Consider the following 23,298-nt stretch of genomic DNA (forward strand, 5'->3'; position numbering starts at 1 on the left):
GAAGCATCCGATGGCTGAGGCAAGCTGTTCCGCCCTGCTGTTGTTCGGGGCCACCGGCGATCTTTCGCGCCGGATGCTGCTACCCTCGCTCTATGCGCTGCACGAGGACGGGCTGATCGAGCCGGGCCTGCGCATCGTCGGCACCGCCCGGTCGGAGCATGATGACGCCGATTTTCGCGATTTCGCGAAGGCCGCGCTCGACGAGTTCCTGCCCGCCGACCGCAAGGACGAAACCAAGCTGGCGAGCTTTCTGGAACGGCTGGAATACCAGACGCTCGACGCGTCCGACATCGCCGGCTTTGCCGGGCTGGCGGAGAAGCTGGGCGATACCTCGTGCGGCCTCTCGATCTTCCTCTCGACCGCCCCGGCGCTGTTCGAACCGACCATTGCCGGGTTGAAAAGCGCGGGGTTGGCGCACGAAGGGGTGCGCATCGGCCTGGAAAAGCCGCTGGGCAACGATCTGGCATCCAGCAACCGCATCAACGATGCCGTCGCCGCCGCCTTCGCCGAAAACCAGATCTTCCGCATCGATCACTACCTCGGCAAGGAAACCGTCCAGAACCTGATGGCGCTGCGCTTCGCCAACATGATGTTCGAGCCGTTGTGGAATAGCGCGGGGATCGACCACATCCAGATCACCGTCAGCGAAACGGTGGGGCTGGAAGGGCGCAAGGGGTTCTACGACGATACCGGCGCCCTGCGTGACATGGTGCAGAACCACATGCTTCAGTTGCTGGCGCTGACCGCGATGGAACCGCCCGTCGATTTCGACGCGACCGCGATCCGCGACGAGAAGGTCAAGGTGCTGCGCGCGCTACGTCCGGTGAAGGCCGACGAGATGGTGCGCGGCCAGTATCGCGCCGGCGCGGTGAAGGGCGAAAGCGTCAAGGGGTACGAGGACGACCTGGGCCAGCCTTCGGAGACCGAGACGTTCGTGGCGATCAAGGCGCACGTGGAGAACTGGCGCTGGCAGGGCGTGCCGTTCTACCTGCGCACCGGCAAGCGGCTGGGCGAGCGGCGCTCGGAAATCGTCGTCGAGTTCAAGCAGGTGCCGCACAACATCTTCGGCAGCCGGCTGCGCGCCAACCGGCTCGTCATCCGCCTTCAGCCCGAGGAATACGTGCGGCTGCAGGTCATGGCCAAGGAACCGGGGCTGGACCGGGGCGGCATCGTGCTGCGCGAGGTCAATCTCGATCTTTCGCTGACCACCGCCTTTGCCAAGGCCCGCCGCCGCATCGCTTACGAACGCCTGCTGCTCGATCTGATCGAAGGCCAGCAGACGCTGTTCGTGCGGCGTGACGAGGTGGAGGCGCAGTGGCGCTGGGTCGATGGCATCCGCAAGGTCTGGGCCACCGAAAGCATGGAAGTGAAGGGCTATTCCGCCGGAAGCTGGGGGCCGAACGCGGCAATTGCGCTGACCGAACGCGATGGGCGAAGCTGGAATGATTGACCCGCGCCCCGCTGAGGTGCGCTGGGCGGAGCCCGGCGATGCCGCCGCCGTGGCCGATCGCATCGCGGCGGAACTGGCGAAGCCGGGGCCGAAGCGGATTGCGGTGCCGGGCGGTTCCACCCCGGTAAAGGTGTTCGCGCTGCTGGCCGACCGCGCGCTCGACTGGTCCGGCGTCACACTTTGCCTCACCGACGACCGGCAGGTGCCCGACGACCATCCGGCGTCGAACTACGGCAAGCTCGTTGCCGCGCTGGGCGATAGCGGCGTGACCGTGGAGCGGCTTGCCGAAGGTGCCGCCGTGGCACCGTTCGATCTGGTCTGGCTGGGCATGGGCGAGGACGGGCATGTCGCATCGCTGTTCCCGCACATGCACGCGCTGGTCCGGCCCGGCCCGGCGGTGATCGCCACCACGCCGGTGCCGCTGCCGCCCGAAGCGCCCTTTCCGCGCCTCACGCTCAACCGCCGCGCGCTGAAGGCCACCACCGAGATCATCCTGGTCATCACCGGCGCGACGAAGAAGCAACTCGTCGAACGGGTGCTGGGCGGGGCGGACACTTATCCCGTTTCCGATTTCCTGCGCGGCTTCGGCCCGCCGGTCACGATCTACTGGAGCGCATGATGACCCTGAACCCGATCGTCGCCAAGGTCACCGACCGTATCATCGAGCGTTCGCGCGACAGCCGCCGCCGCTATCTCGACCTGATCGACCGCGCGCGCGAACAGGGCGTCAACCGGCCGATCCTGTCGTGCGGCAACCTGGCCCACGGTTTCGCGGCCAGCGGCGACGACAAGGCCGCGATCCGCACCGGCAAGGCGATGAACATCGGCATTGTCACCGCTTACAACGACATGCTTTCGGCGCATCAGCCCTATGGCCGCTACCCCGAACAGATCAAGCTTTTCGCGCGCGAGGTAGGCGCGACGGCGCAAGTGGCGGGCGGCGTGCCGGCGATGTGCGACGGGGTGACGCAGGGGCAGGATTCGATGGAGCTGTCGCTGTTCAGCCGCGATACCATAGCCCTGTCCACGTCCGTCGCGCTCAGCCACGGCATGTTCGAATCCGCGCTGCTGCTGGGCATCTGCGACAAGATCGTGCCGGGCCTGCTGATCGGCGCGCTCCGCTTCGGGCATCTGCCGATGATGCTGGTGCCTTCGGGGCCGATGCCGACGGGCCTTGCCAACAAGGAAAAGGTGCGCATCCGCCAGCTCTATGCCGAAGGCAAGGTAGGGCGCGAGGAACTGCTGGAAAGCGAAAGCGCCAGCTACCACGGCGCGGGCACCTGCACGTTCTATGGCACCGCCAATTCCAACCAGATGATGATGGAGATGATGGGGCTGCACATGCCCGGCTCCAGCTTCGTCCTGCCGGGCACCAAGCTGCGCCAGGAACTGACCCGCGCCGCCGTCCACCGCATCGCCGGGATCGGCTGGGACGGCGACGACTATCGCCCGCTGGGCCATTGCGTCGATGAAAAGGCGATCGTCAACGCCATCGTCGGCCTGCTGGCGACGGGCGGTTCGACCAACCACGTCATCCACCTGCCCGCCATCGCCCGCGCGGCCGGCGTGCAGATCGACTGGAACGACATGGACGAACTTTCGCGCGTGGTGCCGCTGATCGCCAGCGTCTATCCCAATGGCGCGGGTGATGTGAACTACTTCCACGCCGCCGGCGGCATGCCCTACGTGATCCGTGAACTGGTGGAATCGGGTCTGGCCCATGCCGATATCCGCACCGTCTATGGCCAGTCGCTGGCCGAAGGCGCGCAGGAACCGGTGATGGACGGCGAAACGCTGCGCTGGACCCCCGCGCCGCAGGCGAGCGCGGACGAATCCATGCTCCGCCCGGTGGCCGCGCCGTTCCAGCCTGAAGGGGGCTTGCGCCTGCTCGAAGGCAATCTGGGGCGCGGCACGATCAAGGTCAGCGCGGTCGATCCGGCCCGCTGGACGATCGAGGCGCCGGTCCGGGTGTTCGATGACCAGAACCAGGTGATCGCCGCATTCAAGGCGGGCGAACTGGAGCGCGACGTGGTCGTGGTCGTCCGCTTCCAGGGTCCGGCCGCCAATGGCATGCCCGAACTGCACAAGCTCACGCCCCCGCTCGGCGTATTGCAGGATCGCGGCTTCAAGGTGGCGCTGGTCACCGACGGGCGCATGTCGGGCGCGTCGGGCAAGGTGCCGGCGGCGATCCACGTTTCGCCCGAAGCCAAGCTCGGTGGCCCGCTGGCCAGGTTGCGCGATGGCGATGTGGTGCGCGTCTGCGCGGACAGCGGCGAACTCGTCGCGCTCGTCGATCCGGCCGAATGGGCTGCGCGCGATGAAGCGATTGCGCCGGCCGAGGCGGTTGGCGTAGGACGCGAACTCTTCGCCCTGATGCGCCACCATACCGACCCGGCCGAACGCGGCGGTTCGGCGATGCTGTCGGCCGCAGGGCTCTGAAACGCACAAGCCGGGGATGGGGATGCAACTGGTCGCGGTCGATATCGGCGGAACGCACGCGCGCTTTGCCCTTGCCGAAGTGGAGCAGGGCCGCGTCGTCTCGCTGGGCGAGGCAGTAACGCTCAAGACGGCCGAACACGGCAGCTTCCAGCTTGCCTGGGAGGAGTTCGGCCGCACGCTTGGCACGCCCTTGCCGAAGGCGGCGGCGATCGCGGTGGCCGGCCCGGTCGGCGGAGAAATCATCCGCTTCACCAACAATCCTTGGATCATCCGCCCGGCGCTGATTCCCGAGAAGCTGGGCGCGGACAACTATGTAGTGGTCAATGATTTCGCTGCCGTGGCCCATGCGGTGGCACAGGCCGCGCCCGAACATTTCGTCCACCTGACCGGGCCGGATACCCCCCTGCCCGATGAGGGGGTGATCAGCGTGGTCGGCCCCGGCACCGGGCTGGGCGTGGCGCAACTGTGGCGTCATGGCGGCGTCTATCGCGTGCAGCCGACCGAGGGCGGCCACATCGATTTCGCGCCGCTCGACGGGATCGAGGACGCCATCCTCGCCCGCCTGCGCAAGCGCCACCGCCGCGTGTCGGCGGAACGCGTGGTCGCCGGCCCCGGCATCGTCGACATCTACGAAACGCTGGCCGCGATCGAGGGCAAGCCGTTTACCCCGCGCAGCGACAAGGAACTGTGGATGCTGGGCATGGCGGGCGAGGACAGCCTGGCGGCGGCAGCGGTCGATCGTTTCTGCCTGTCGCTGGGCAGCGTGGCGGGCGATCTGGCGCTGGCGCACGGTTCGGCGGCGCTGGTCATGGCAGGCGGGCTGGGCCTGCGCATCAAGGACGTGCTGCTGACCTCCGGCTTCGCCGAACGCTTCCGCGCCAAGGGGCGTTTCGAAGGGATCATGGCCGCGATGCCGGTGCGGCTTATCACCCATCCGCAGCCCGGCCTGTTCGGCGCGGCGGCCGCTTTCGCGCAGGCACACACCCGCTGAACGGGCTTGCAAAGCGCGCGCCGCTCGCATAGCCCTTGCACTTAACCGATCGATTAAATCGACTGGCGACCGGCCATCGCGCCGCGTGCGCCAAGCACGGAAGGGGTGTCTGACGATGGCTTACGAAACGATCCTGCTCGATATCGCTGATGGCGTGGCCACGATCACACTGAACCGGCCGGAACGGCTCAATGCCTGCTCGCTGCCGATGGCCGGCGAGATTTCCGACGCGCTCGATCATCTGGGCGATGCCCGCGTACTGGTGTTGAAAGGTGCGGGCCGGGCGTTCTGTTCGGGCGCCGACCTTCAGGCGCGCGGCGATCGCACCACCGGCGCGGGCGAGGGAAGCTATCTGGCGCTGCAGGGGCACTACAACCCGGCGATCATGAAGCTCGCCCGGCTGAACCTGCCGATTATCTCGGCGGTCAACGGCGCGGCGGCCGGCGTGGGCTGCTCGATCGCGCTGACGGCGGACTTTGTGGTGGCGGGCAAGAGCGGCTATTTCCTCCAGGCGTTCGTCAACATCGGCCTGGTTCCCGACGGCGGATCGAGCTGGATTCTCCCTCGCCTGATCGGCAAGGCCCGCGCCACCGAGATGATGATGCTGGGCGAGAAGATCGGCGCGGATAAGGCGCTGGACTGGGGCCTGATCCACAAGGCGGTGGAAGACGCCGATCTCGAGGCCGAGGTATCCGCGCTGGCCACGCGGCTCGCCGCCGGGCCGACGCTGGCCTATGCCACGATGCGCCGCAACATCCTGACCGCGCTGGAACACAGCCTGGCCGAAACGCTGCTGGCCGAAGCCGAGGGGCAACGCGTAGCCGGCAACAGCGCCGACGCGACGGAAGGCGGCCTCGCTTTCCTCCAGAAGCGCAAGCCCGCGTTCACGGGGCGCTGATCGGAAACCGGCGGGCACGACAGAGGGGGGTTGCGGTCGGCGCCGCGATCCCCACAATGCGCCGATGCATCTCGATCATGATCCCGCCGCGCCGCCGGCCGAAGCCATAGCCTTTGACGATTTCCTGAAAGTCGACATCCGCGTCGGCACGATTATCCAGGTCGAACCTTTCCCGGATGCACGCAAGCCCAGTCTCAAGCTGTGGATCGATTTCGGCGCTGGGCTGGGCGTCAAGAAAAGCAGCGCGCAGATCGCGGCGCTCTATGAAGGCGAACTGCTGCTGGGGCGGCAGGTGGCGGCGGTGGTCAATTTCCCGCCGCGCCAGATCGGCAAGATGCTGTCCGAAGTGCTGACGCTGGGCTTCGCGGACGAGCAGGGCCGCGTAGTGCTGTTCTCGCCCGACAGGCCCGTGCCCGACGGATCGCGGCTGTTCTGATGCCGGTGATCTGGACCATCGGTTACGAACAGGCGACCGTGGCCGGGGTGATGGCCGCGCTCAACCGCGCGGGCGTGGACCTGCTGGCCGATGTGCGCGCCCTGCCGCTTTCGCGTCGCCCCGGCTTCTCGAAATCCGCGCTGGCTGCCAACGCGCGCGAGGCCGGCGTCGAATACCGCCATTTCAAGGCGCTTGGCACCCCGGCGGACGGCCGCGCCGCCGCGCGCCGTCACGATCATGCCGGGCTGGCACGCATCTACGCGGCGCAACTCGACCTGCCCGAAGCGGTGATCGCGGGCGCACAACTCGCGGAGCTGGCGCGCGAGCGCAAGGTGGCCCTGCTGTGCTACGAACGCGCCGCCAGCGAATGCCACCGCACCCTGCTGCGCAAGGCGGTGCTGCCCGATTTTGAAGTGGTCGATCTGCTACCGGACGAGGCCGGCTGACGGCCGCTCAGCGCCGCGCCAGTTCGTCGTCCAGGAACGCGGCGACGTCGCCCAGGTCCACGTCCTTGGCCAGGAACGTCTCGCCGATGCCGCGCAGCAACAGGAAGGGCAGGGTGCCCGCGTCCATCTTTTTGTCGTGGAGCATGTGATCGGCCAACCGCCGTCCGTCGCAAGAGAGGTTCAGCGCGGCGAGCGAGGCGGGCAGGCCCACCGCGCCGATGTGCGCCGCCACGCGTTCTGCGTCCTGCCCGTTCATCAGCCCCTGCCGCGCGGAAAAGCGCGCCGCCAGCGCCATGCCCAGCGCCACGCCTTCGCCGTGGAGCAGGCGGTCGGAAAAGCCGGTTTCGGCTTCCAGCGCATGCCCGAACGTGTGCCCCAGGTTGAGCAGCGCGCGGACACCGGTAGTTTCCTTCTCGTCCGCAGCCACGATCCGCGCCTTGGCGGCCACGCTGCGCGCGATGGCATATTCGCGCGCGTCCGCCTCGCCCGCGAGCAGGTGGTGGCCGTTGGCCTCGCACCATTCGAAGAACGGCGCGTCATCGATCAGGCCATACTTCACGACCTCGGCATAGCCCGCCCGCACGTCGCGCGCGGGCAGAGTATCGAGCGAGAGCGGATCGGCCAGCACCAGCACCGGCTGGTGGAACGCGCCGACCAGGTTCTTGCCGGCGGGCGTGTTGATCGCGGTCTTGCCGCCCACGCTGGAATCGACCTGTGCCAGCAGCGTCGTCGGGATCTGGATGAAGCCGCAGCCGCGCTTCACGATCGCGGCGGCAAACCCGGTCAGGTCACCGATCACGCCGCCGCCCAGCGCCACGATATTGTCCTTACGCTCGACTTCCTGCGCCAGCAGCCAGTCGATCACGCGGGCCAGCTGTTCCCAGCTCTTGGTAGACTCGCCCGCTGGCAGCACCAGCCAGCGGCTTTCGATCCCCTCGGCCGCGAACGAAGCCGCCACCGTCTCGCGCCAGCGCGCGGCGACGTGTTCGTCGGTGACGATGGCCACGGTATCCTTGCGCAGGAAGGGGCGGCAATGCGTGCCGGCTTTCGCCAGCAATCCGGCTTCGATCCGGACATCGTATGGCGCGCCGGCGATGGCGACGGGGATGGTGGCCATGCTGTTTTCCTACAACCAGTTGTCGATCGCCCGCAGGATGCGCACGGCAGTCACCTGATGCGGCTGGTTGCCGCTGGTAACGTGTATCGGCGCCTGGGCATAGGCGGGCCGGCGCTCTTCGCGCAGATTGGCAAGGATTTCACGAGGGTTGCCGCCGCGTAGCAGCGGGCGATTATCCTTGCGGCCAACGCGTTCCACCAGCGTATCGACGTCGCTGTCCAGCCAGACCGCAATGGCGCGGTCGAGGATCAGCTGGCGCGTTTCCGTATCGCAGAAGGCGCCACCGCCGGTCGCCAGGATCTTGCGGTCGGTGGTCGCGCCCTCGCCGACGAGACGGGCGATCACCCGTCGTTCGCCGCTGCGGAAGTAAGGCTCGCCATAAGTCGTGAAGATTTCCGGGATCGACATCTGGGCCGCCCGTTCGATTTCCTCGTCCGCATCCACGAACGGCTGGTGAAGCATCGCCGCCAGCTTTCGGCCTACGGTGGTCTTGCCAACGCCCATCATGCCGACCAGCACGATCGGCCGGTCGATCCGGCGGGTGATCCGCGCCAGATCGGTACTGTTGAGCGAGGCGGCGTCTTGGTCCATTGCCGGGCCGCCTATAGTTGCGCTACTGCGCAGCGCAAGCGTCGCGCGGTTTCCGCGGGATGACGCGCGTCAGGCAGCGGCAGGTGAGGTCGCGTGAACAAGGTATTGGTCGCTGGCGGCGTTGTCGCGCTTGTTGCGATAACGGCGGCATTATTGGTGGTAGCATGGATCAGGGGCGGAGCGGAGCCGACACAATGGATCGAAGAGCCGGTAAACGCCCCGGGGACAGCACCGTGAGCCACGATACCCCGACAAGATCGAAGAACGGGCGTGCGTTCATGCATCGCTGGCGCCTTGCCTTGCTGGGCTGCGCCGCGCTGACCGGCATCTCGGGCATGGTTGCCGCGCAGGAATCATTGCTACCTCCCGGTTTCGATAGCGCGCCCGCCCCGGCGGCATCGCCCAAGCCCAACGCCTCGCGCCCAGCCACTTCAACTCCCGCTCAACCGGCGACGGCGCCTGGATCGGCCGCCTCCACATCGGTGCCGGTGGTCCAACCCGTTCCCGGCGCGCCGGCGGTGGCATCGGCGCCAGTCGACGACGGGCTGCTCGATGCGATCGACCCTGCGTTGCTGGACCAGCTGATCGCCAGCGCCACGCCGAAGTTCGATACGCCGGTCTCCAGCCAGCGCAGCTTGTCGCGGGTGGGCGTGATCGACGAACAGGACGGCGGTTTTCCCGCCACGTCCACCCATTTCCTCAACGGCGCGTTCGTCGAAGGCGTGATCGGCCGGATGAGCGGCGATTTCGTTTCGCGCTGGGGGCACATCCTGGTGCGCCGCGCGCTGGCAAGCCGGCTGGATACACCGGTCGGTATGAACGGCGCGGACTGGGCAGCCCTGCGCGCGCAAGCGCTGCTGCGCATGGGCGAGGCCGATGCCGCGCGCGCCATGGTGCAGGAAATCGATAGCGGTTTCTATACCCCCGGGCTGGAGGATGCCGCGATGGGCAGCTACCTTGGCACCGCCGATCCGGTGGGCCTGTGCCCCATCACCGGGCTGACGGCGGCTGGGCGCCAGGGCTGGGACTGGGATCTCGCCCGCGCGATCTGTTCGGCCTTCACCGGCGATGGTCCGCCGGCGATGGCGCAACTCGATCGCGCGATGCGGCGGGGCGACGGCGAGAAGATCGATATCCTGCTGGCGCAGAAGTTCGCGGGCGCGGCATCGAACACGCGCCGTGCCGTCACGATCGAGTGGAAGGACGTCACCACGCTCACGCCGTGGCGCACGGGCATCTCACTTGCCACCGGGCTTGAACCCCCCCAAGACTTGCGCGCCAAGGCGGGGGCGGCCTATCAGTTCTATGCCGTTCGCGCACCCATGCTTTCCCTTGCCGCGCGCGCGACCGCAGCCGACGTGGGCGCCGGGCGAGGCATCCTGTCGAGCGCGGCGATGGTCGATCTCTATGGCGAGATCGCCGCGCAGGAAGATCCGGACAAGGCCTGGGGGCCGCTCGCCGACAAGCTGCGTACCGCCTACGTCGCGCCCGATGCGGATGATCGACTGGGCGCGATCAAGGAACTGTGGGGCGATGGCAGCGATCCTGATCGCGCCTATTCCCGGCTTGTGCTGACGGCCTATGCCGCCGCGCGGGTGGTGCCGGGCGATGGCATGGCCGATAGCGCCAGCGGCTTGATCGCCTCGATGCTGACCGCGGGCCTCGATCAGAACGCGGTGCGCTGGGCGCCCTATGTCAAGGCTGGTAGCGAAGCCTGGGGATTGCTGGCGCTGGCCGCGCCGAACAAGCTGTCGGCAGTGGACGCGGGAACGCTCGATACCTTCCAGTCCAACGATGACAGCACCGATCAGATGCGCTCGCGCTTTCTGCTTGCCGGGCTGATGGGGCTGGGCCGCATCGATTCCTCGGCCGCCACCACGCTCGCGGGCAAGCTCTCGGTGGACATGAACCGGCAGACCCGATGGACGCGTGCGATCGACGCGGCGGCGGAATCGAACAATCCCGCGCTCGTCGCGCTGCTTGCCGGTTTCGGGATGCAGGGCGCCTCGTGGGACCGGATGACGGCGGTTCACCTGTTCCATATCGTTTCCGCGCTGCGCCGGGTCGGCCTGGACGGTGAGGCCCGGATGATCGCGGCAGAGGCAGTGGCGCGGGTCTGATCCGGATGGCCGGCGCCGCCCTTTCCGCCGCGATGCCCGGCGGCCTGATCGGCGCGTTTCTCTCCATGCTTGCGGCGGAACGCGGCGCGGCCGCCAACACCATCGAGGCTTATCGCCGCGATCTGACCGGTGCGCAGGCCATCGTCGGCGATCTGGCTGGCGCGGACCGGGAAGCCATCGCCAGCCTTGCCGGGCACTGGGCCGAGCTTTCCCCCTCGAGCATCGCGCGCAAGGCTTCGGCGCTGCGCCAGTTCTACGGCTTCCTGATCGACGAGGGCCTGCGCACCGACGATCCCTCCATCGCCATGCCGCGCCCACGCGCGCGCCGTCCGCTGCCACGCCTGCTCGATCACGGGGAGATCGCCCGGCTGTTCGCCACGGCGGAGGAGGAAGCGGGCGCCGGCACGCACGATGGCGTGCGCATGCTTGCCCTGCTTGAATTGCTCTATGGGTCCGGCCTGCGCGCGACGGAACTGGTCTCGCTGCCGCTCGTCGCCGTGCCGCGCGATGCGCCGTTCCTGGCAATCACCGGCAAGGGCGGGCAGCAACGGTTCGTGCCCGTGGGCGCTCGCGCGATCCGGGCGCTGGCGGAATGGCTGCGTCTGCGCCCGGCGGGCGGCCGCTTCGTGTTTCCTTCGCCGCGCGGCGGGCACCTGACGCGCGTGCGCCTGTTCCAGTTGCTGCGCGATCTGGCCGCGCGCGCCGGAATCGATCCCGAAAAGGTCAGCCCACACGTGCTGCGCCATGCCTTCGCCACGCATTTGCTGGAAGGCGGGGCGGACCTGCGCGTGCTGCAGACCCTGCTGGGCCATGCCGATATCGCGACCACCCAGATATACACCCACGTCGATGCCTCGCGGCTTGTCGCGCTGGTCAACGAACGGCATCCGCTGGCCGCGTCCACAGGACGCGCCGCAGGACGCAGTTGACCACGGGCGCGCACCGCCCTAGCGCGTCTGCCATGATTTCGTATCTCGAATTCGAGAAGCCGGTCGCCGCGCTGGAAGCGCGCATCGCCGAGCTTCGGGAGACCGCGCAGAGCGGCGAACTGGACATCGCGTCCGAAATCCGCCGGCTGGAAAACAAGTCAGCCGAACTGCTGGCCAGCACCTACAAGGCGCTGACGCCCTGGCAGAAGACCCAGGTGGCCCGCCATCCCGCCCGCCCGCATTTCCGCGACTATGTCGAACGGATGTTCGAAGGCTTCATGCCGCTGGGCGGCGATCGGCTCTATGGCGAGGATCAGGCGATCATCGGCGGGTTCGCGCGGCTGGGCGATCGCCGGGTCATGCTGATCGGCCACGAGAAGGGCAACGATACGCAAAGCCGCATCCGCCACAACTTCGGCATGGGCAAGCCCGAAGGCTACCGCAAGGCGGTGCGCCTGATGGAACTGGCGAGCCGCTTCGGCCTGCCGGTGGTGACGCTGGTCGATACTTCGGGTGCGTTCCCGGGCGTGGAGGCGGAGGAGCGCGGACAGGCCGAGGCCATCGCCCGTTCGACCGAGGCCTGCCTGGCGCTCGGCGTGCCGATGGTGGCGACGATCGTGGGCGAGGGCGGTTCGGGCGGCGCGGTGGCGCTGGCGAGCGCCGAGCGCGTGCTGATGCTGGAACATGCGGTCTATTCGGTGATCTCGCCCGAAGGTTGCGCCTCGATCCTGTGGCGCACGGCGGAAAAGGCGCCCGAAGCGGCCGAGGCGATGAAAGTTACGGCGCAGGATCTGCTCGCGCTGGGCGTGATCGACCGGATCGTGCCCGAACCGGTGGGCGGCGCCCATCGCGATCCCGCAGCAACGGCGGCGGCTCTGTCGCAGGCGATCGCGCAGGAACTGGACGGACTGGCAGGCAAGTCGCCCGATGCTCTGCGCACGATGCGGGCGGATCGTTTCCTCCGAATTGGTGCCTGATCCTTTCGTCGCGCTGGCGCGCGGGAACCGGATTTGGCACAGAAGATTTCGGTTTGCGACAAAGCGTCGCGGCATTTGCCGCAGCCGTTGCGATCGTGATTGTTCGAGGGAGATGCCATGAAAAGCCGAAACCGCCTGCATCTTGCTGTTGCCGGACTGTCGGTTCTTGCGGCGGGCGTGGCCGGGTTTGCCATGCTGCCGGGCGCTCCCGTGCGCGCTCAGGCCAATGCCGTCCAGGCGATCAGCGCGTCCGACAAGAAGCAGGGCGCTGAAGCGCACCCCCAGCTCCTCCAGGAATACGGCGGTGGCCTGACCGGACCGCAGGCGACTTACGTCGAATCCGTGGGCAAGACCATCGCCGTTCAGTCGGGCCTCAGCAACGCGCGGGGCGATTTCACCGTCACGCTGCTCAATTCACCGGTGAACAACGCCTTCGCTATTCCGGGAGGCTATATCTACGTCACCCGGCAACTCGTGGCGCTGATGAACAACGAGGCGGAGCTGGCCGGCGTGCTGGGGCACGAAGTCGGCCATGTCGCCGCGCGCCACGCCGCAAAGCGGGAAAGCGCCGCCACGCGCAACACCATCCTTGGCGTGCTCGGTTCGGTGCTTTCCACCGCCGTGCTCGGCAATTCGGCAGCCGGCCAGATCGGCCAGCGCCTGTTCTCCACCGGTAGCCAACTGCTGACGCTCAAGTATTCGCGATCGCAGGAAACCGAAGCGGACAATCTTGGCATCACGTATCTGGGCCGCGCCGGCTACGACCCCCGCGCAATGTCCACGGTGTTGCAAAGCCTGGCCAACCAGACCGCGCTGGACAGCCAGATCGCGGGGCAGGGCAATTCGGTGCCGGAATGGGCCAGCACGCACCCGGACCCCGCCTCGCGCGTGCGCGCCGCGTTGCTGCGCGCCGGCACTACCGCCACGGGGATGACCAACCGCGACACGTTTCTCACGCGCGTGCGCGGCCTGACCTATGGCGACGATCCCAATCAGGGTATTGTCGACGGGCGCACGTTCACGCACCCGCAGTTGCGGCTAGCCTTCCAGGCGCCGGCGGGATTCTCGCTGGTCAACGGCGCCACATCGGTTGCGATTTCCGGCCAGTCGGGCAAGGGCGAGTTCGCATCGGGCAAGTACAGCGGCGATCTTTCTGCCTATGTGCGTTCGGTGTTCGCCGGGCTTTCGTCGCAGGGGCAATTCGCGCCCGATACGCTGCAGACGACCACGATCAACGGCATACCCGCCGCCTATGGCACGGCCAGGACCACCAGCAACGGTTCGACGGTGGACGTGGTGGTCTATGCCTATGACTGGGGGCAGGGACAGGCCTTCCACTTCGCCACGATCAGCCAGGCCGGGCAGGCGGGGCAGTTCGATTCCATGTTCCGCTCGATCCGTCGCATCAACGCGACGGAAGCAAGCGCGGTCAAGGCGCGCAAGCTTGATGTGGTGACGGTGAAGAGCGGCGATACCGTGCAGTCGCTGGGCGCGCGCATGGCCTATACCGACAGGCCGGTGGACCGCTTCCTCGTGCTCAACGCGCTCACCGCCTCCAGCAGGCTGGTGCCAGGCCAGAAGGTCAAGCTGATCGTCTATTGATAGCGGGCGCTAAGCCACCTCAGGGCCCGCAAACAGAAATGGCCGGCGTGAAGCCGGCCGGTTTCGTTCGTGTGAGGCAAGGCGACGGACGATCAAATCGTCTTGGCCGCGGCCTTGGTGTTTGCGTTGTTCATCTTGCCCGACACCGTGTTGAAGGTGTTGGTCAGCGAATTGCCAAGCGAACCCATCGCGGTGATGGCGCCGACGGCGATGAGCGCCGCGATCCGGCCGTATTCGATCGTAGTTGCACCTTCTTCGTCGCGCGGCAGCGTGTGGAAGAGCTTCACGGTCGGTCCCCTTTTCGGATGCCTTGCGGTGCAGCCTTCCGGCGGTGACGGACGCCGGGCGAGGGGCTGTAGCGAAAAAGGCGGCCGGCGATTGCGCCGACCGCCTCTTTGGCTTGGATCGCGGTCCAGGACCGCGACCGGTCACGTCTGCGATTAGTTCTTGTTCGCAGCGGCCGTGTTGGCGTTGTTCATCTTGCCCGACACCGTGTTGAAGGTGTTGGTCAGCGAGTTGCCGAGCGAACCCATCGCGGTGATGGCGGCGACGGCGATGAGCGCGGCGATCAGGCCGTATTCGATAGCGGTCGCGCCGTCTTCGTTCGCGAGCAGATCACGGAAAAGCTTCATGTCAGGTCTCCTTAAGCGTCTTCTTGTTCCCGACCCGCTCCTGTTGTCCCTGGAGCAGGTAGGGCTGAATTAGGCGGCATTTCCTAAAACGACGTTAATTGGATGAGGCGTTGGTCGATGCGTTCTCGACTGAATGCCACAGGGCAACCATCTGGTTGGTGAAGTTGTTCATGCCCCCAATAATGGCAAGCGCGATGAATCCCACCAGCAAGCCGTATTCAACAGCCGTGGCGGCGCTTTCATCGCGCATAATTTTATGCCACAATTCCAACATATTACTTGGCCCCCGCGTCACGGTGGCGAAAGGTTACGGGATTGTTCCTAAAATTTGATTTACGAAAAGTTTCGGGCCTTTCAGCGGAGCCGGTTGTCGCGTCCTTTGCGATCCGCCAGTATTTTTAATCCGGAGTGGATCGATGCGAATTGTTGTTGCGGCAGCCATGATCGACGGGTTGGGCAGGGTCCTGCTCCAGCGTCGTCCGGAAGGAAAACAGCATGGCGGCCTGTGGGAGTTCCCCGGCGGCAAAGTCGAAGCCGGCGAAGGGCCAGTCCAGGCGCTGATCCGCGAAATCGACGAGGAACTGGGTGTGACCCTGTCGGCGGCTGATATCACGCCGCTGTCGTTCGCCCACGCAGATGATTCGAGTGGCACGCCGCCGATTCTGCTGCTGCTATACGTCTGCCGTCTGTGGAAAGGGGAACCGGTCTGTGAAAAAAATGCGATGCTGAAATGGGCGGGAAGACCGGAAATATCGACGTTTCCGATGCCGCCCCTGGATGTTCCGCTGGCAAAAGCGGTGCTTGCGTTGCTGAAGTGACTTGCCAACCCGGAATCGCTCTCCTAAAGGCGCGTCTCCCGGCGCCCGTAGCTCAGCTGGATAGAGCATCAGACTACGAATCTGAGGGTCGGACGTTCGAATCGTTCCGGGCGCGCCATTCCCCCGAAAGGGCGGAAATGTTCAGGCCGGCCAGGTTATCCTGGTCGGCCTGAAACGTTTTGGCGGTTCGCAATTCCGTCCTCCCGCTGCCTCTCCCGCCATGCCTCCCTTCCGGGCGCATGACGTACCCATCTGCATCCGCAGCCCTGTGACGGTTGATTCGGATGTTGCGGGCGCGCCGTCATGCGTCCAGCGCGTCTCCACTCCCTTGAAACGCCAAATTGAATTGTCTTTCCTACGATAATAACCAGATCGGTGTGAATAGCTATCCGGGAACGGGAGCAGGCCGGTTGGACGTTGCGGAATCCTCGCAACTGGCTCATACGCAAGCCAAGCTTCGCACGATCGAAGCCGAGGCTGCCAGAAAAAGGATCATCGACTTGGCCAAGTCCGCCAGGCCCCGCGCCGCCAAACCTGCCGCTCCCGTCACCAAACCCGCAGCAACGCGCCGCCGCGCCGCCAAGGCCACGCCGCCCGCCGCCGCGGAGCCGGTGATCGCTTCGGCGGCGGATGAACCGCTCGACGAGGCCACGTTCGCGCTGCGCAGCCTGCAGCAGGCCCACGCCAACAACCGCCGGTTCGAGGCGAGCGACGACGAACTGCTGCACTTCTACGAACAGATGGTGCTGATCCGCCGGTTCGAGGAAAAGGCGGGCCAGCTCTATGGCCTCGGCCTGATCGGCGGGTTCTGCCACCTCTACATCGGGCAGGAAGCGGTCGCGGTCGGGCTCCAGTCGGCGCTCAGCGAAGGGCATGACAGCGTCATCACCGGCTATCGCGATCACGGGCACATGCTGGCCTATGGCATCGATCCCAAGGTGATCATGGCCGAACTGACCGGGCGCGGCGCGGGCATCTCGCGCGGCAAGGGCGGGTCGATGCACATGTTCAGCACCGACCACAAGTTCTACGGCGGCCATGGCATCGTCGGCGCGCAGGTGCCGCTGGGTGCGGGGCTGGCCTTCGCGCACAAGTACCGCAACGACGGCGGCGTGTGCATGGCCTACTTCGGCGATGGCGCGGCCAACCAGGGCCAGGTCTATGAAACCTTCAACATGGCCGCGCTGTGGAAGCTGCCGATCGTGTTCGTGGTGGAAAACAACGGCTACGCCATGGGCACGGCGGTCAAGCGCGGTTCGGCCGAGACGCATTTCTACCGTCGCGGCACTGCCTTCCGCATCCCCGGCATCGACGTGAACGGCATGGATGTGCTGGAAGTGCGCCAGGCGGCCGAAGTGGCGCTGGAATTCGTACGGGGCGGCAACGGGCCGGTGCTGCTCGAACTCAAGACCTATCGCTATCGCGGGCACTCGATGTCGGACCCGGCCAAGTACCGCAGCCGCGAGGAAGTGCAGGAAATGCGCGAAAAGCACGATCCGATCGAGGCCGCGAAGACCGAGCTGCTGCAGCGCGGCGTGGCCGAGGACCGGATCAAGGACATCGACAAGAAAATCCGCCAGGTTGTGGCAGAAGCAGCCGATTTCGCCGAAAGCTCGCCCGAGCCGGCATTGGCCGAACTGTATACCGACGTGGTGGTGGAGCAGTACTGACATGGCGATCGAACTGAAGATGCCCGCGCTCTCGCCGACGATGGAAGAGGGCACGCTGGCCAAGTGGCTGGTCAAGGAAGGCGATGAAGTGAAGTCCGGCGATATCCTCGCCGAGATCGAGACCGACAAGGCGACGATGGAATTCGAAGCCGTGGACGAAGGCACCGTCGGCCAGATCGTCGTTCCCGAAGGGACCGAGGGCGTGAAGGTCGGCACCGTGATCGCGCTGCTGCAGGGCGAGGGCGAGGATGCCGCGCCGGCACCCGCCGCCGCGCCCGCTCCGGCTCCAGCCGCAACGCCGGCCCCGACCCCCGCACCTGCGCCAGCTGCCGCGCCGGTTGCGGCCAAGCCCGCCGCCGATCCCGAAGTGCCCGCCGGCACCGCGATGGTTCCCACCACCGTCCGCGAAGCGCTGCGCGATGCCATGGCCGAGGAAATGCGCGCCGACAGCCGCGTGTTCGTGATGGGCGAGGAAGTGGCCGAATACCAGGGCGCCTACAAGGTCACCCAGGGGTTGCTCGACGAATTTGGCCCCCAGCGCGTGATCGACACGCCGATCACCGAATACGGCTTTGCCGGCATCGGCACCGGCGCGGCGATGGGCGGCCTGCGCCCGATCGTGGAATTCATGACGTTCAACTTCGCCATGCAGGCGATCGACCACATCATCAATTCCGCCGCCAAGACGAACTACATGTCCGGCGGCCAGATGCGCTGCCCGATCGTGTTCCGCGGCCCCAACGGCGCGGCGAGCCGCGTCGGCGCGCAGCATTCGCAGAACTACGGGCCGTGGTACGCCGCCGTCCCCGGCCTTGTCGTGATCGCGCCCTATGACGCGGCCGACGCCAAGGGCCTGATGAAAGCCGCGATCCGCAGCGAGGACCCGGTGGTGTTCCTCGAAAACGAGCTGGTCTATGGCCGCACGTTCGATGTGCCGCAGCTGGACGATTTCGTCCTGCCGATCGGCAAGGCCCGCGTGGTGCGCGAAGGCAGCGACGTGACGATCGTGTCCTATTCCATCGGTGTGGGCTATGCGCTCGAAGCGGCGGCCAAGCTCGCCGACGAGGGCATCGACGCCGAAGTGGTGGACCTGCGCACGCTGCGCCCGCTCGACAAGGAAACGGTGCTGGCCTCGCTCGCCAAGACCAACCGCCTCGTCGTGGCCGAGGAAGGCTTCCCGGTCTGCTCGATCGCGTCGGAAATCATCGCGATCTGCATGGAGGAAGGCTTCGACAATCTCGATGCCCCGGTCCTGCGCGTCGCCAACGAGGACGTGCCGCTGCCCTATGCCGCCAACCTGGAAAAGGCGGCGCTGATCGACGCCAACAAGATCGTCAAGGCGGTGAAAAAGGTCTGCTATCGCTGAGGGCGAGGGGCGCTGCCGTTTCCGCACGGCAGCGCCCGCCCCCGGCGAAGACCCTGATTTCCGATGGATCAGCCGATCATGGACCTGGCTGACCAGCTTGCCCCGCTGGAACGGTTCGCCGTGGCCTATGCCCCGGCGGCGGCGCGGGCGGCGTGGATCGGCCTGTTCGCGTTCGAACAGCGCCTGGCCGATACCGCGAAGCCGGGGCGCGATGCGCTGATGATCCAGCTACGGCTCGCGTGGTGGCGCGATCGCATGGCGCAGGAGGCCGCGCTGTGGCCACGGGGCGAACCGCTGCTGGCCGGCCTGCAGGTCTGGGATGCCGAGCGCCCCGCGCTGGGCGCGCTGGTCGATGGCTATGAGGCGCGCCACGTTGGCGAGGATGGCGGCGCCGAACTCGCCCAAGCCCGGATCGAGGCGTTCGTGGCGCTCGGGCGCCTTTCGGGCGTGAGCGATCCCGGCCCGATCCGCGGGAGCGTGGCGCAATGGCTCGATCCCGATCCCGCCGCGCCGATGCCCCGGCTGCCCCGCCCCATGCGCCCGCTGGCGATCCTGGCCGGCATGGCGCGCCGGCAGGCGAGGGGGCTGCCCGCCACCGGCCTGCGCGGCTTCGGCGCGGCGCTCCGGCTCGGCCTGACCGGCCGCTGACGGGCTTGCGCGGAGGCGCAAAGGCATCCCGGCCGCAGGCCGCGAACCCATTCCAGAGCCACAATCCCCGGCTGCCATGAGCCACCCACCTCTGGCGAACCCCCTCTGCGCTTCCGCGCGAGCAAGTATCTACCAAATCGGTCCCAACTCGCCCTGCCGCCCACGTCCCGCGCGCGATAGCTTGATCCGGATCGGAGGGAACGCGCGGTGAACCGGATCGTGCTGGGAGCGCTGGGCGCCTTGTTGCTGGTGGCCGCCGGCCTGTTCTGGTGGCAGGGTCGCGCGACGAATGCCGGCCCGCCGCCCGCGCCCCGGCTCGCGCTCGATACGCCCACCGCAGAGGCGGACGAATTGCCCGATGCCGACGGGGAAGGGCTGCAAGGCCCCGCACTGCCGCAGGCGACCGAGCAGACCCGCGAACAGAAGCGCTTCGACCGGCTCGACCGCGACCGCGACGGCCGCATCACCCGCAACGAGATGCTGGCCCCCCGCGTCCGCGATTTCCGCAAGCTCGACGTGGACGGCAACAACCTGCTCAGCTTCGAGGAATGGGCGGTCAAGACCGCCGACCGCTTCAAGACCGCCGACGCCAACGGCGACCAGTCCCTCACCCGCACGGAATTCGCGACGACGAAACCGAAGATGAAAAAGAAGCAGGATTGCGCGTGCCGGTGAGTTTTCTCCCCTTGACGGTTAACCCGCGATTGTCTCCGCATACAGACTACTGGCGATGGCGCGTTGGAGGATTGTTGATGACCATGCAGAGGTTGCTGGGCATTTGCGCAGCAGTGGTTCTAAGCTTTGGGAATATCGTTCCCTGTGCCATCGCATATGCTGGCTCGCCTCCACCGCTCGCGGCTTACGGGCAACTGCCCGGCGTGGAAATGATGGCACTGTCTCCGTCCGGTGAACGTCTCGCGATAGTGGGCCTGGCAGAAAACGTCCGGCGCCTCGTGGTCCTTGACGCCAACAAAAAACCGTTGCTGGCGATCCCTGTAGGGGATGCGAAGGTACGCGGGATATATTGGGCCGGGGAGGACCGGGTCCTTATCATGAAATCGGAAACGACAAAGCTGGATGCCGGCTTTTCTACCGACATGACCGAACTTTTCACGATGGTGGTGGTGCCGCTCAACGGTGACAAGCTCTGGTCTGTTTTTGCCAATGACGAAAAAATCACCGGCGGCGTTCGCGGATTTTACGGAATTCGGCAAAGGGATGGGCGCTTTTATGGATACTTTGGCGGCCTGACCTACAAGGGTGATTTTCGGTCACCGGTGGGCTACCTGACATCCGGCGGGCCGGTGCTGTACGAAGTCGATCTGCAGAACCGGCAGTCCAGAATGGTTGCCCCGCGCTTCGAGAACAACGGCTTTCGGCAATGGGTCCTGGGTAAGGATGGCAAAGTCGCGGCGACGCTGGACTATATTTCCACCAACGGAACCTGGACGATCCGCAACGCGGATGGAACGAAAATCCAGGAAGGGGCTAACCCGCTCGGCGATGTTGGTCTGGTTGGCTTGGGGACGACGGTGGAAACCGTCATTCTAAGCGATGAGCGTGAAAATGGGGAAGTACGCTGGTTCGAGACGCCGCTGGGTGGTGGCGCATCGAAAGAAATCCTCGCCGATGTTTACGTCCACAAATACTTCACCGACACTTATACGGGCCGGTTGATCGGGTATCAGCAGGAGGGAGATACACCAGCCTATACCTTCTCCGATCCGCGCCAGCAAAAGATCGTAAGCGCCGCAATGAAGGCATTTCCGGGTCTGATAGTTCATTTGATCGATTGGAGTGAAAATTTTGACCGGCTCGTCGTCATGACGGAAGGGGCAGACGATCCGCAAACATGGTGGAAGATTGATATTGCCAACGGCAAGGCAGAAGAGATCGGCTTTTCCTATCCGATCGATCATGCTGACGTGGGCCCGGTGCAGGTCTTCAAATACAACGCTGGAGATGGCACCGCCATCGAAGGCGTGCTGACACTCCCGCCCGGTCGCGACCCCAAAAATCTGCCTGTGGTCGTTCTTCCGCATGGCGGCCCAGCGGCTCGGGATTACCCCGGCTTCGATTGGTGGGCGCAGGCATTCGCCTCCCGTGGTTATGCCGTGCTTCAGCCCAATTTCCGCGGCTCGACCGGTTATGGCGCGGCGTTTCAGCACGCTGGTAACGGCCAATGGGGGCGGATCATGCAAAGCGACATTTCCGACGGTCTGGCCGCGCTGGCCAAACAGGGGATCGTCGATCCTAAACGTGCTTGTATCATGGGCGCCAGTTACGGCGGGTTCGCTGCACTCGCCGGAGTCACTCTGCAACATGAGATCTATCGCTGCGCGGTGTCTGTGGCAGGCGTCAGCGATGTTGCCCGTCTGGCGTCAACTAACATTGTGGGAAGTAACTATGACAAGGCAATGAGGCACGCGGTTGAACAGGAATTGGGTGCGCGGCGCGATTTGCGTGCGATCTCGCCTATCAACTTCGCTACCGGGGCGGACGCTCCGATTCTGCTGATCCATGGCAAGGACGACATCGTGGTGCCTTACGATCAGAGCAATGACATGGCGGTTGCGCTCCAGCGCGCCGGCAAGCCTGTCGAACTGGTGACTCTGACGGACGAGGATCACTGGCTTTCGCGCAGCACAACTCGGCAGGAAATGCTGGAAGCGGCCATGCGCTTCATGGAGCAGCACAATCCCGCCGATCCTGTGCGTTAACCTTTAGGGATTGCGCCGCCGCGCGTGCCGGGCGGGGGCTCAAACCCCCGCCACCAACCACTCTCCCAAGTCCCGCTTCGCCCGCGCTGTATAAGCCTCCTTGCGCTCCTTCTTCTTCACGCTGGCGTCCACCGGTGGGAACAGGCCGAAGTTCACGTTCATCGGCTGGTAGCTTTCCGCTTCGGCATCGCCGGTGATGTGGGCGAGCAGCGCGCCCAGCGCGGTGGTGCGCGGGGGTGGGGTCCAGGGGCGGCCGGCGAGTTCGTGCGCGGTCATCAGCCCGGCGAGCAGGCCGACCGAAGCACTTTCGACATAGCCTTCGCAGCCGGTGATCTGCCCGGCGAAGCGGATGTGCGGGCGGCTTTTCAGGCGCAGTTCCCGGTCCAGCAGCGTGGGCGAATTGAGGAAGGTGTTGCGGTGCAGCCCGCCCAGCCGTGCGAATTCCGCGTTTTCCAGGCCGGGAATGGTGCGGAACAGCCGCACCTGTTCGGCGTGCTTCAGCTTGGTCTGGAAGCCCACCATGTTCCACAGCGTGCCCAGCTTGTTGTCCTGCCGCAGCTGCACCACGGCATAGGGCCAGCGCCCGCGCGGAAATTCGGGCGTGGCGCTGTGCGGGTTGTCCAGCCCCACCGGCTTCATCGGCCCGAAACGCAGCGTGTCCTCGCCCCGTTCGGCCATAACCTCGATCGGCATGCAGCCATCGAAATAGGGCGTATCCGCTTCCCATTCCTTGAACGCGGTCTTGTCGCCATCGAGCAGCCCCTGCCGGAACGCGCGGTATTGGTCGCGGTTCATCGGGCAGTTGATGTAGTCCTTGGTCTCGCCCCGGTCCCACCGGCTCGCCATCCAGCACACGTCCATGTCGATGCTGTCGCGGTGGACGATGGGGGCAATGGCATCGAAGAAGGCGAGCGCGTCGGCCCCGGTGGCGCCGCCGATGCTTTCGGCCAGCGCCGGCGCGGTAAGCGGGCCGGTGGCGACGATCACCGGCCCCTGCGCCGGCAGCAGGTCCACCCGTTCGCGCACGATCTCCAGGTTGGGCAGCGCCGCCAGCGCCTGTTCTACCGCCGCCGAAAACACGTCGCGGTCCACGGCGAGCGCCGAGCCGGCGGGCACGCGGGCCTTTTCCGCCGCCGCCATCAGCAGACTGTCGCAGCGGCGCATTTCCTCGTGCAGCAGGCCGACGGCGTTCTTTTCGTGATCGTCCGACCGGAAGCTGTTGGAGCAGACCAGTTCGGCCAGCCCCGTGCCCTGGTGCGCCGCCGTGGTGTCGCCGCCGCCTGGCAGATTGGCGCCGCGCATTTCCGAAAGGCGCACGCGCACGCCGCGCCGGGCAAGCTGCCATGCCGCCTCGCTGCCGGCCATGCCGCCGCCGATGATGTGAACCTGATGCGTCATGCCCCGCGCATTGGCATTGCCTTGCGGCGCGGACAACCCCAAGGTGCGCG

23 protein-coding genes and 1 tRNA gene are annotated in these 23,298 nt (G+C 66.3%); 18 read left to right on the forward strand and 6 right to left on the reverse strand.

Translation table 11 applies throughout. The annotated features are described in order from the left end of the window. Positions 1-10 precede the first annotated feature (10 nt). The 7 genes from zwf to NMD1_RS16025 all read left to right on the forward strand — a co-directional run bounded on the left by zwf (position 11) and on the right by NMD1_RS16025 (position 6,660). Complete coding sequence (gene zwf / locus NMD1_RS15995) at positions 11-1,450, forward strand: glucose-6-phosphate dehydrogenase (protein WP_124807400.1); 1,440 nt, start codon at positions 11-13, stop codon at positions 1,448-1,450. Next, positions 1,443-2,069: a 6-phosphogluconolactonase gene (locus tag NMD1_RS16000; protein ID WP_233497722.1), complete on the forward strand. Its 627-nt coding sequence runs from the start codon at positions 1,443-1,445 to the stop codon at positions 2,067-2,069. The genes zwf and NMD1_RS16000 overlap by 8 nt, the downstream gene beginning before the upstream one ends. Continuing rightward, positions 2,069-3,889 carry a phosphogluconate dehydratase gene (gene edd / locus NMD1_RS16005; RefSeq protein ID WP_199558150.1) on the forward strand — a complete coding sequence of 607 codons (1,821 nt, stop codon included), beginning with the start codon at positions 2,069-2,071 and terminating at the stop codon, positions 3,887-3,889. The genes NMD1_RS16000 and edd overlap by 1 nt, the downstream gene beginning before the upstream one ends. A gap of 22 nt (positions 3,890-3,911) precedes the next feature. After that, entirely contained in the window at positions 3,912-4,880 is a 969-nt protein-coding gene (locus NMD1_RS16010; RefSeq protein WP_125955510.1) for a glucokinase, read from the forward strand. A gap of 115 nt (positions 4,881-4,995) precedes the next feature. Next, positions 4,996-5,778, forward strand: coding sequence for an enoyl-CoA hydratase-related protein (locus NMD1_RS16015; RefSeq protein ID WP_199558147.1), 783 nt, complete (start codon positions 4,996-4,998; stop codon positions 5,776-5,778). A 64-nt stretch (positions 5,779-5,842) separates the two neighbouring features. After that, a complete protein-coding gene (locus tag NMD1_RS16020; protein ID WP_124807395.1) occupies positions 5,843-6,214 on the forward strand; it encodes a tRNA-binding protein in 372 nt (123 codons plus the stop codon). Continuing rightward, positions 6,214-6,660 (forward strand): DUF488 family protein, encoded by a 447-nt coding sequence (locus NMD1_RS16025; RefSeq protein ID WP_125955512.1) that lies wholly within the window; start codon positions 6,214-6,216, stop codon positions 6,658-6,660. The genes NMD1_RS16020 and NMD1_RS16025 overlap by 1 nt, the downstream gene beginning before the upstream one ends. 7 nt (positions 6,661-6,667) lie before the next feature. Here NMD1_RS16025 and aroB read toward each other — a convergent pair whose 3' ends face one another. After that, on the reverse strand, positions 6,668-7,777 hold the full coding sequence (gene aroB, locus NMD1_RS16030; RefSeq protein ID WP_125955514.1) for a 3-dehydroquinate synthase: 1,110 nt from the start codon (positions 7,775-7,777) through the stop codon (positions 6,668-6,670). 9 nt (positions 7,778-7,786) lie between these two features. Next, positions 7,787-8,368 carry a shikimate kinase gene (locus NMD1_RS16035; protein WP_125955516.1) on the reverse strand — a complete coding sequence of 194 codons (582 nt, stop codon included), beginning with the start codon at positions 8,366-8,368 and terminating at the stop codon, positions 7,787-7,789. Between the two features lie 233 nt (positions 8,369-8,601). Between NMD1_RS16035 and NMD1_RS16040 the strand changes: the two genes are divergently transcribed. From NMD1_RS16040 to NMD1_RS16055, 4 genes are all read left to right on the forward strand, one after another. Next, positions 8,602-10,488, forward strand: coding sequence for a hypothetical protein (locus NMD1_RS16040; RefSeq protein WP_233497723.1), 1,887 nt, complete (start codon positions 8,602-8,604; stop codon positions 10,486-10,488). 5 nt (positions 10,489-10,493) lie between these two features. Next, on the forward strand, positions 10,494-11,417 hold the full coding sequence (locus NMD1_RS16045) for a tyrosine recombinase (protein ID WP_199558148.1): 924 nt from the start codon (positions 10,494-10,496) through the stop codon (positions 11,415-11,417). Between the two features lie 32 nt (positions 11,418-11,449). Further along, positions 11,450-12,394 (forward strand): acetyl-CoA carboxylase carboxyltransferase subunit alpha, encoded by a 945-nt coding sequence (locus NMD1_RS16050; protein ID WP_124807390.1) that lies wholly within the window; start codon positions 11,450-11,452, stop codon positions 12,392-12,394. A gap of 117 nt (positions 12,395-12,511) precedes the next feature. Then, positions 12,512-13,996, forward strand: a complete 1,485-nt coding sequence (locus NMD1_RS16055; protein ID WP_125955518.1) for a M48 family metalloprotease — start codon at positions 12,512-12,514, stop codon at positions 13,994-13,996. A gap of 92 nt (positions 13,997-14,088) precedes the next feature. Here NMD1_RS16055 and NMD1_RS16060 read toward each other — a convergent pair whose 3' ends face one another. The 3 genes from NMD1_RS16060 to NMD1_RS16070 all read right to left on the reverse strand — a co-directional run bounded on the left by NMD1_RS16060 (position 14,089) and on the right by NMD1_RS16070 (position 14,878). After that, entirely contained in the window at positions 14,089-14,283 is a 195-nt protein-coding gene (locus NMD1_RS16060) for a Flp family type IVb pilin (protein ID WP_125955520.1), read from the reverse strand. Positions 14,284-14,436: 153 nt separating this feature from the next. Then, the gene (locus tag NMD1_RS16065; RefSeq protein WP_125955522.1) at positions 14,437-14,628 is read right to left on the reverse strand and encodes a Flp family type IVb pilin; all 192 of its coding nucleotides are present in this window, start codon (positions 14,626-14,628) and stop codon (positions 14,437-14,439) included. Positions 14,629-14,722: 94 nt separating this feature from the next. Continuing rightward, complete coding sequence (locus tag NMD1_RS16070) at positions 14,723-14,878, reverse strand: Flp family type IVb pilin (RefSeq protein WP_223806399.1); 156 nt, start codon at positions 14,876-14,878, stop codon at positions 14,723-14,725. Between the two features lie 166 nt (positions 14,879-15,044). Between NMD1_RS16070 and NMD1_RS16075 the strand changes: the two genes are divergently transcribed. From NMD1_RS16075 to NMD1_RS16105, 7 genes are all read left to right on the forward strand, one after another. Next, positions 15,045-15,446, forward strand: coding sequence for a (deoxy)nucleoside triphosphate pyrophosphohydrolase (locus NMD1_RS16075; RefSeq protein ID WP_125955526.1), 402 nt, complete (start codon positions 15,045-15,047; stop codon positions 15,444-15,446). Between the two features lie 41 nt (positions 15,447-15,487). Next, positions 15,488-15,564: transfer RNA gene (locus NMD1_RS16080), tRNA-Arg, on the forward strand. Between the two features lie 541 nt (positions 15,565-16,105). Further along, positions 16,106-17,116 carry a pyruvate dehydrogenase (acetyl-transferring) E1 component subunit alpha gene (gene pdhA / locus NMD1_RS16085; RefSeq protein WP_223806425.1) on the forward strand — a complete coding sequence of 337 codons (1,011 nt, stop codon included), beginning with the start codon at positions 16,106-16,108 and terminating at the stop codon, positions 17,114-17,116. 1 nt (position 17,117) lies between these two features. Next, positions 17,118-18,482: a pyruvate dehydrogenase complex E1 component subunit beta gene (locus NMD1_RS16090; RefSeq protein ID WP_125955528.1), complete on the forward strand. Its 1,365-nt coding sequence runs from the start codon at positions 17,118-17,120 to the stop codon at positions 18,480-18,482. A gap of 78 nt (positions 18,483-18,560) precedes the next feature. Next, a complete protein-coding gene (locus tag NMD1_RS16095) occupies positions 18,561-19,130 on the forward strand; it encodes a hypothetical protein (protein WP_125955530.1) in 570 nt (189 codons plus the stop codon). A gap of 207 nt (positions 19,131-19,337) precedes the next feature. Continuing rightward, a complete protein-coding gene (locus NMD1_RS16100; RefSeq protein WP_125955532.1) occupies positions 19,338-19,805 on the forward strand; it encodes a hypothetical protein in 468 nt (155 codons plus the stop codon). A gap of 77 nt (positions 19,806-19,882) precedes the next feature. Continuing rightward, a complete protein-coding gene (locus NMD1_RS16105; protein WP_233497724.1) occupies positions 19,883-21,850 on the forward strand; it encodes a S9 family peptidase in 1,968 nt (655 codons plus the stop codon). A 39-nt stretch (positions 21,851-21,889) separates the two neighbouring features. Here NMD1_RS16105 and trmFO read toward each other — a convergent pair whose 3' ends face one another. Next, entirely contained in the window at positions 21,890-23,248 is a 1,359-nt protein-coding gene (trmFO, locus tag NMD1_RS16110; protein ID WP_125955534.1) for a methylenetetrahydrofolate--tRNA-(uracil(54)-C(5))-methyltransferase (FADH(2)-oxidizing) TrmFO, read from the reverse strand. Positions 23,249-23,298 lie beyond the last annotated feature (50 nt).

This window comes from Novosphingobium sp. MD-1 (assembly GCF_001014975.1).
Taxonomy (GTDB): Bacteria; Pseudomonadota; Alphaproteobacteria; order Sphingomonadales; family Sphingomonadaceae; genus Novosphingobium.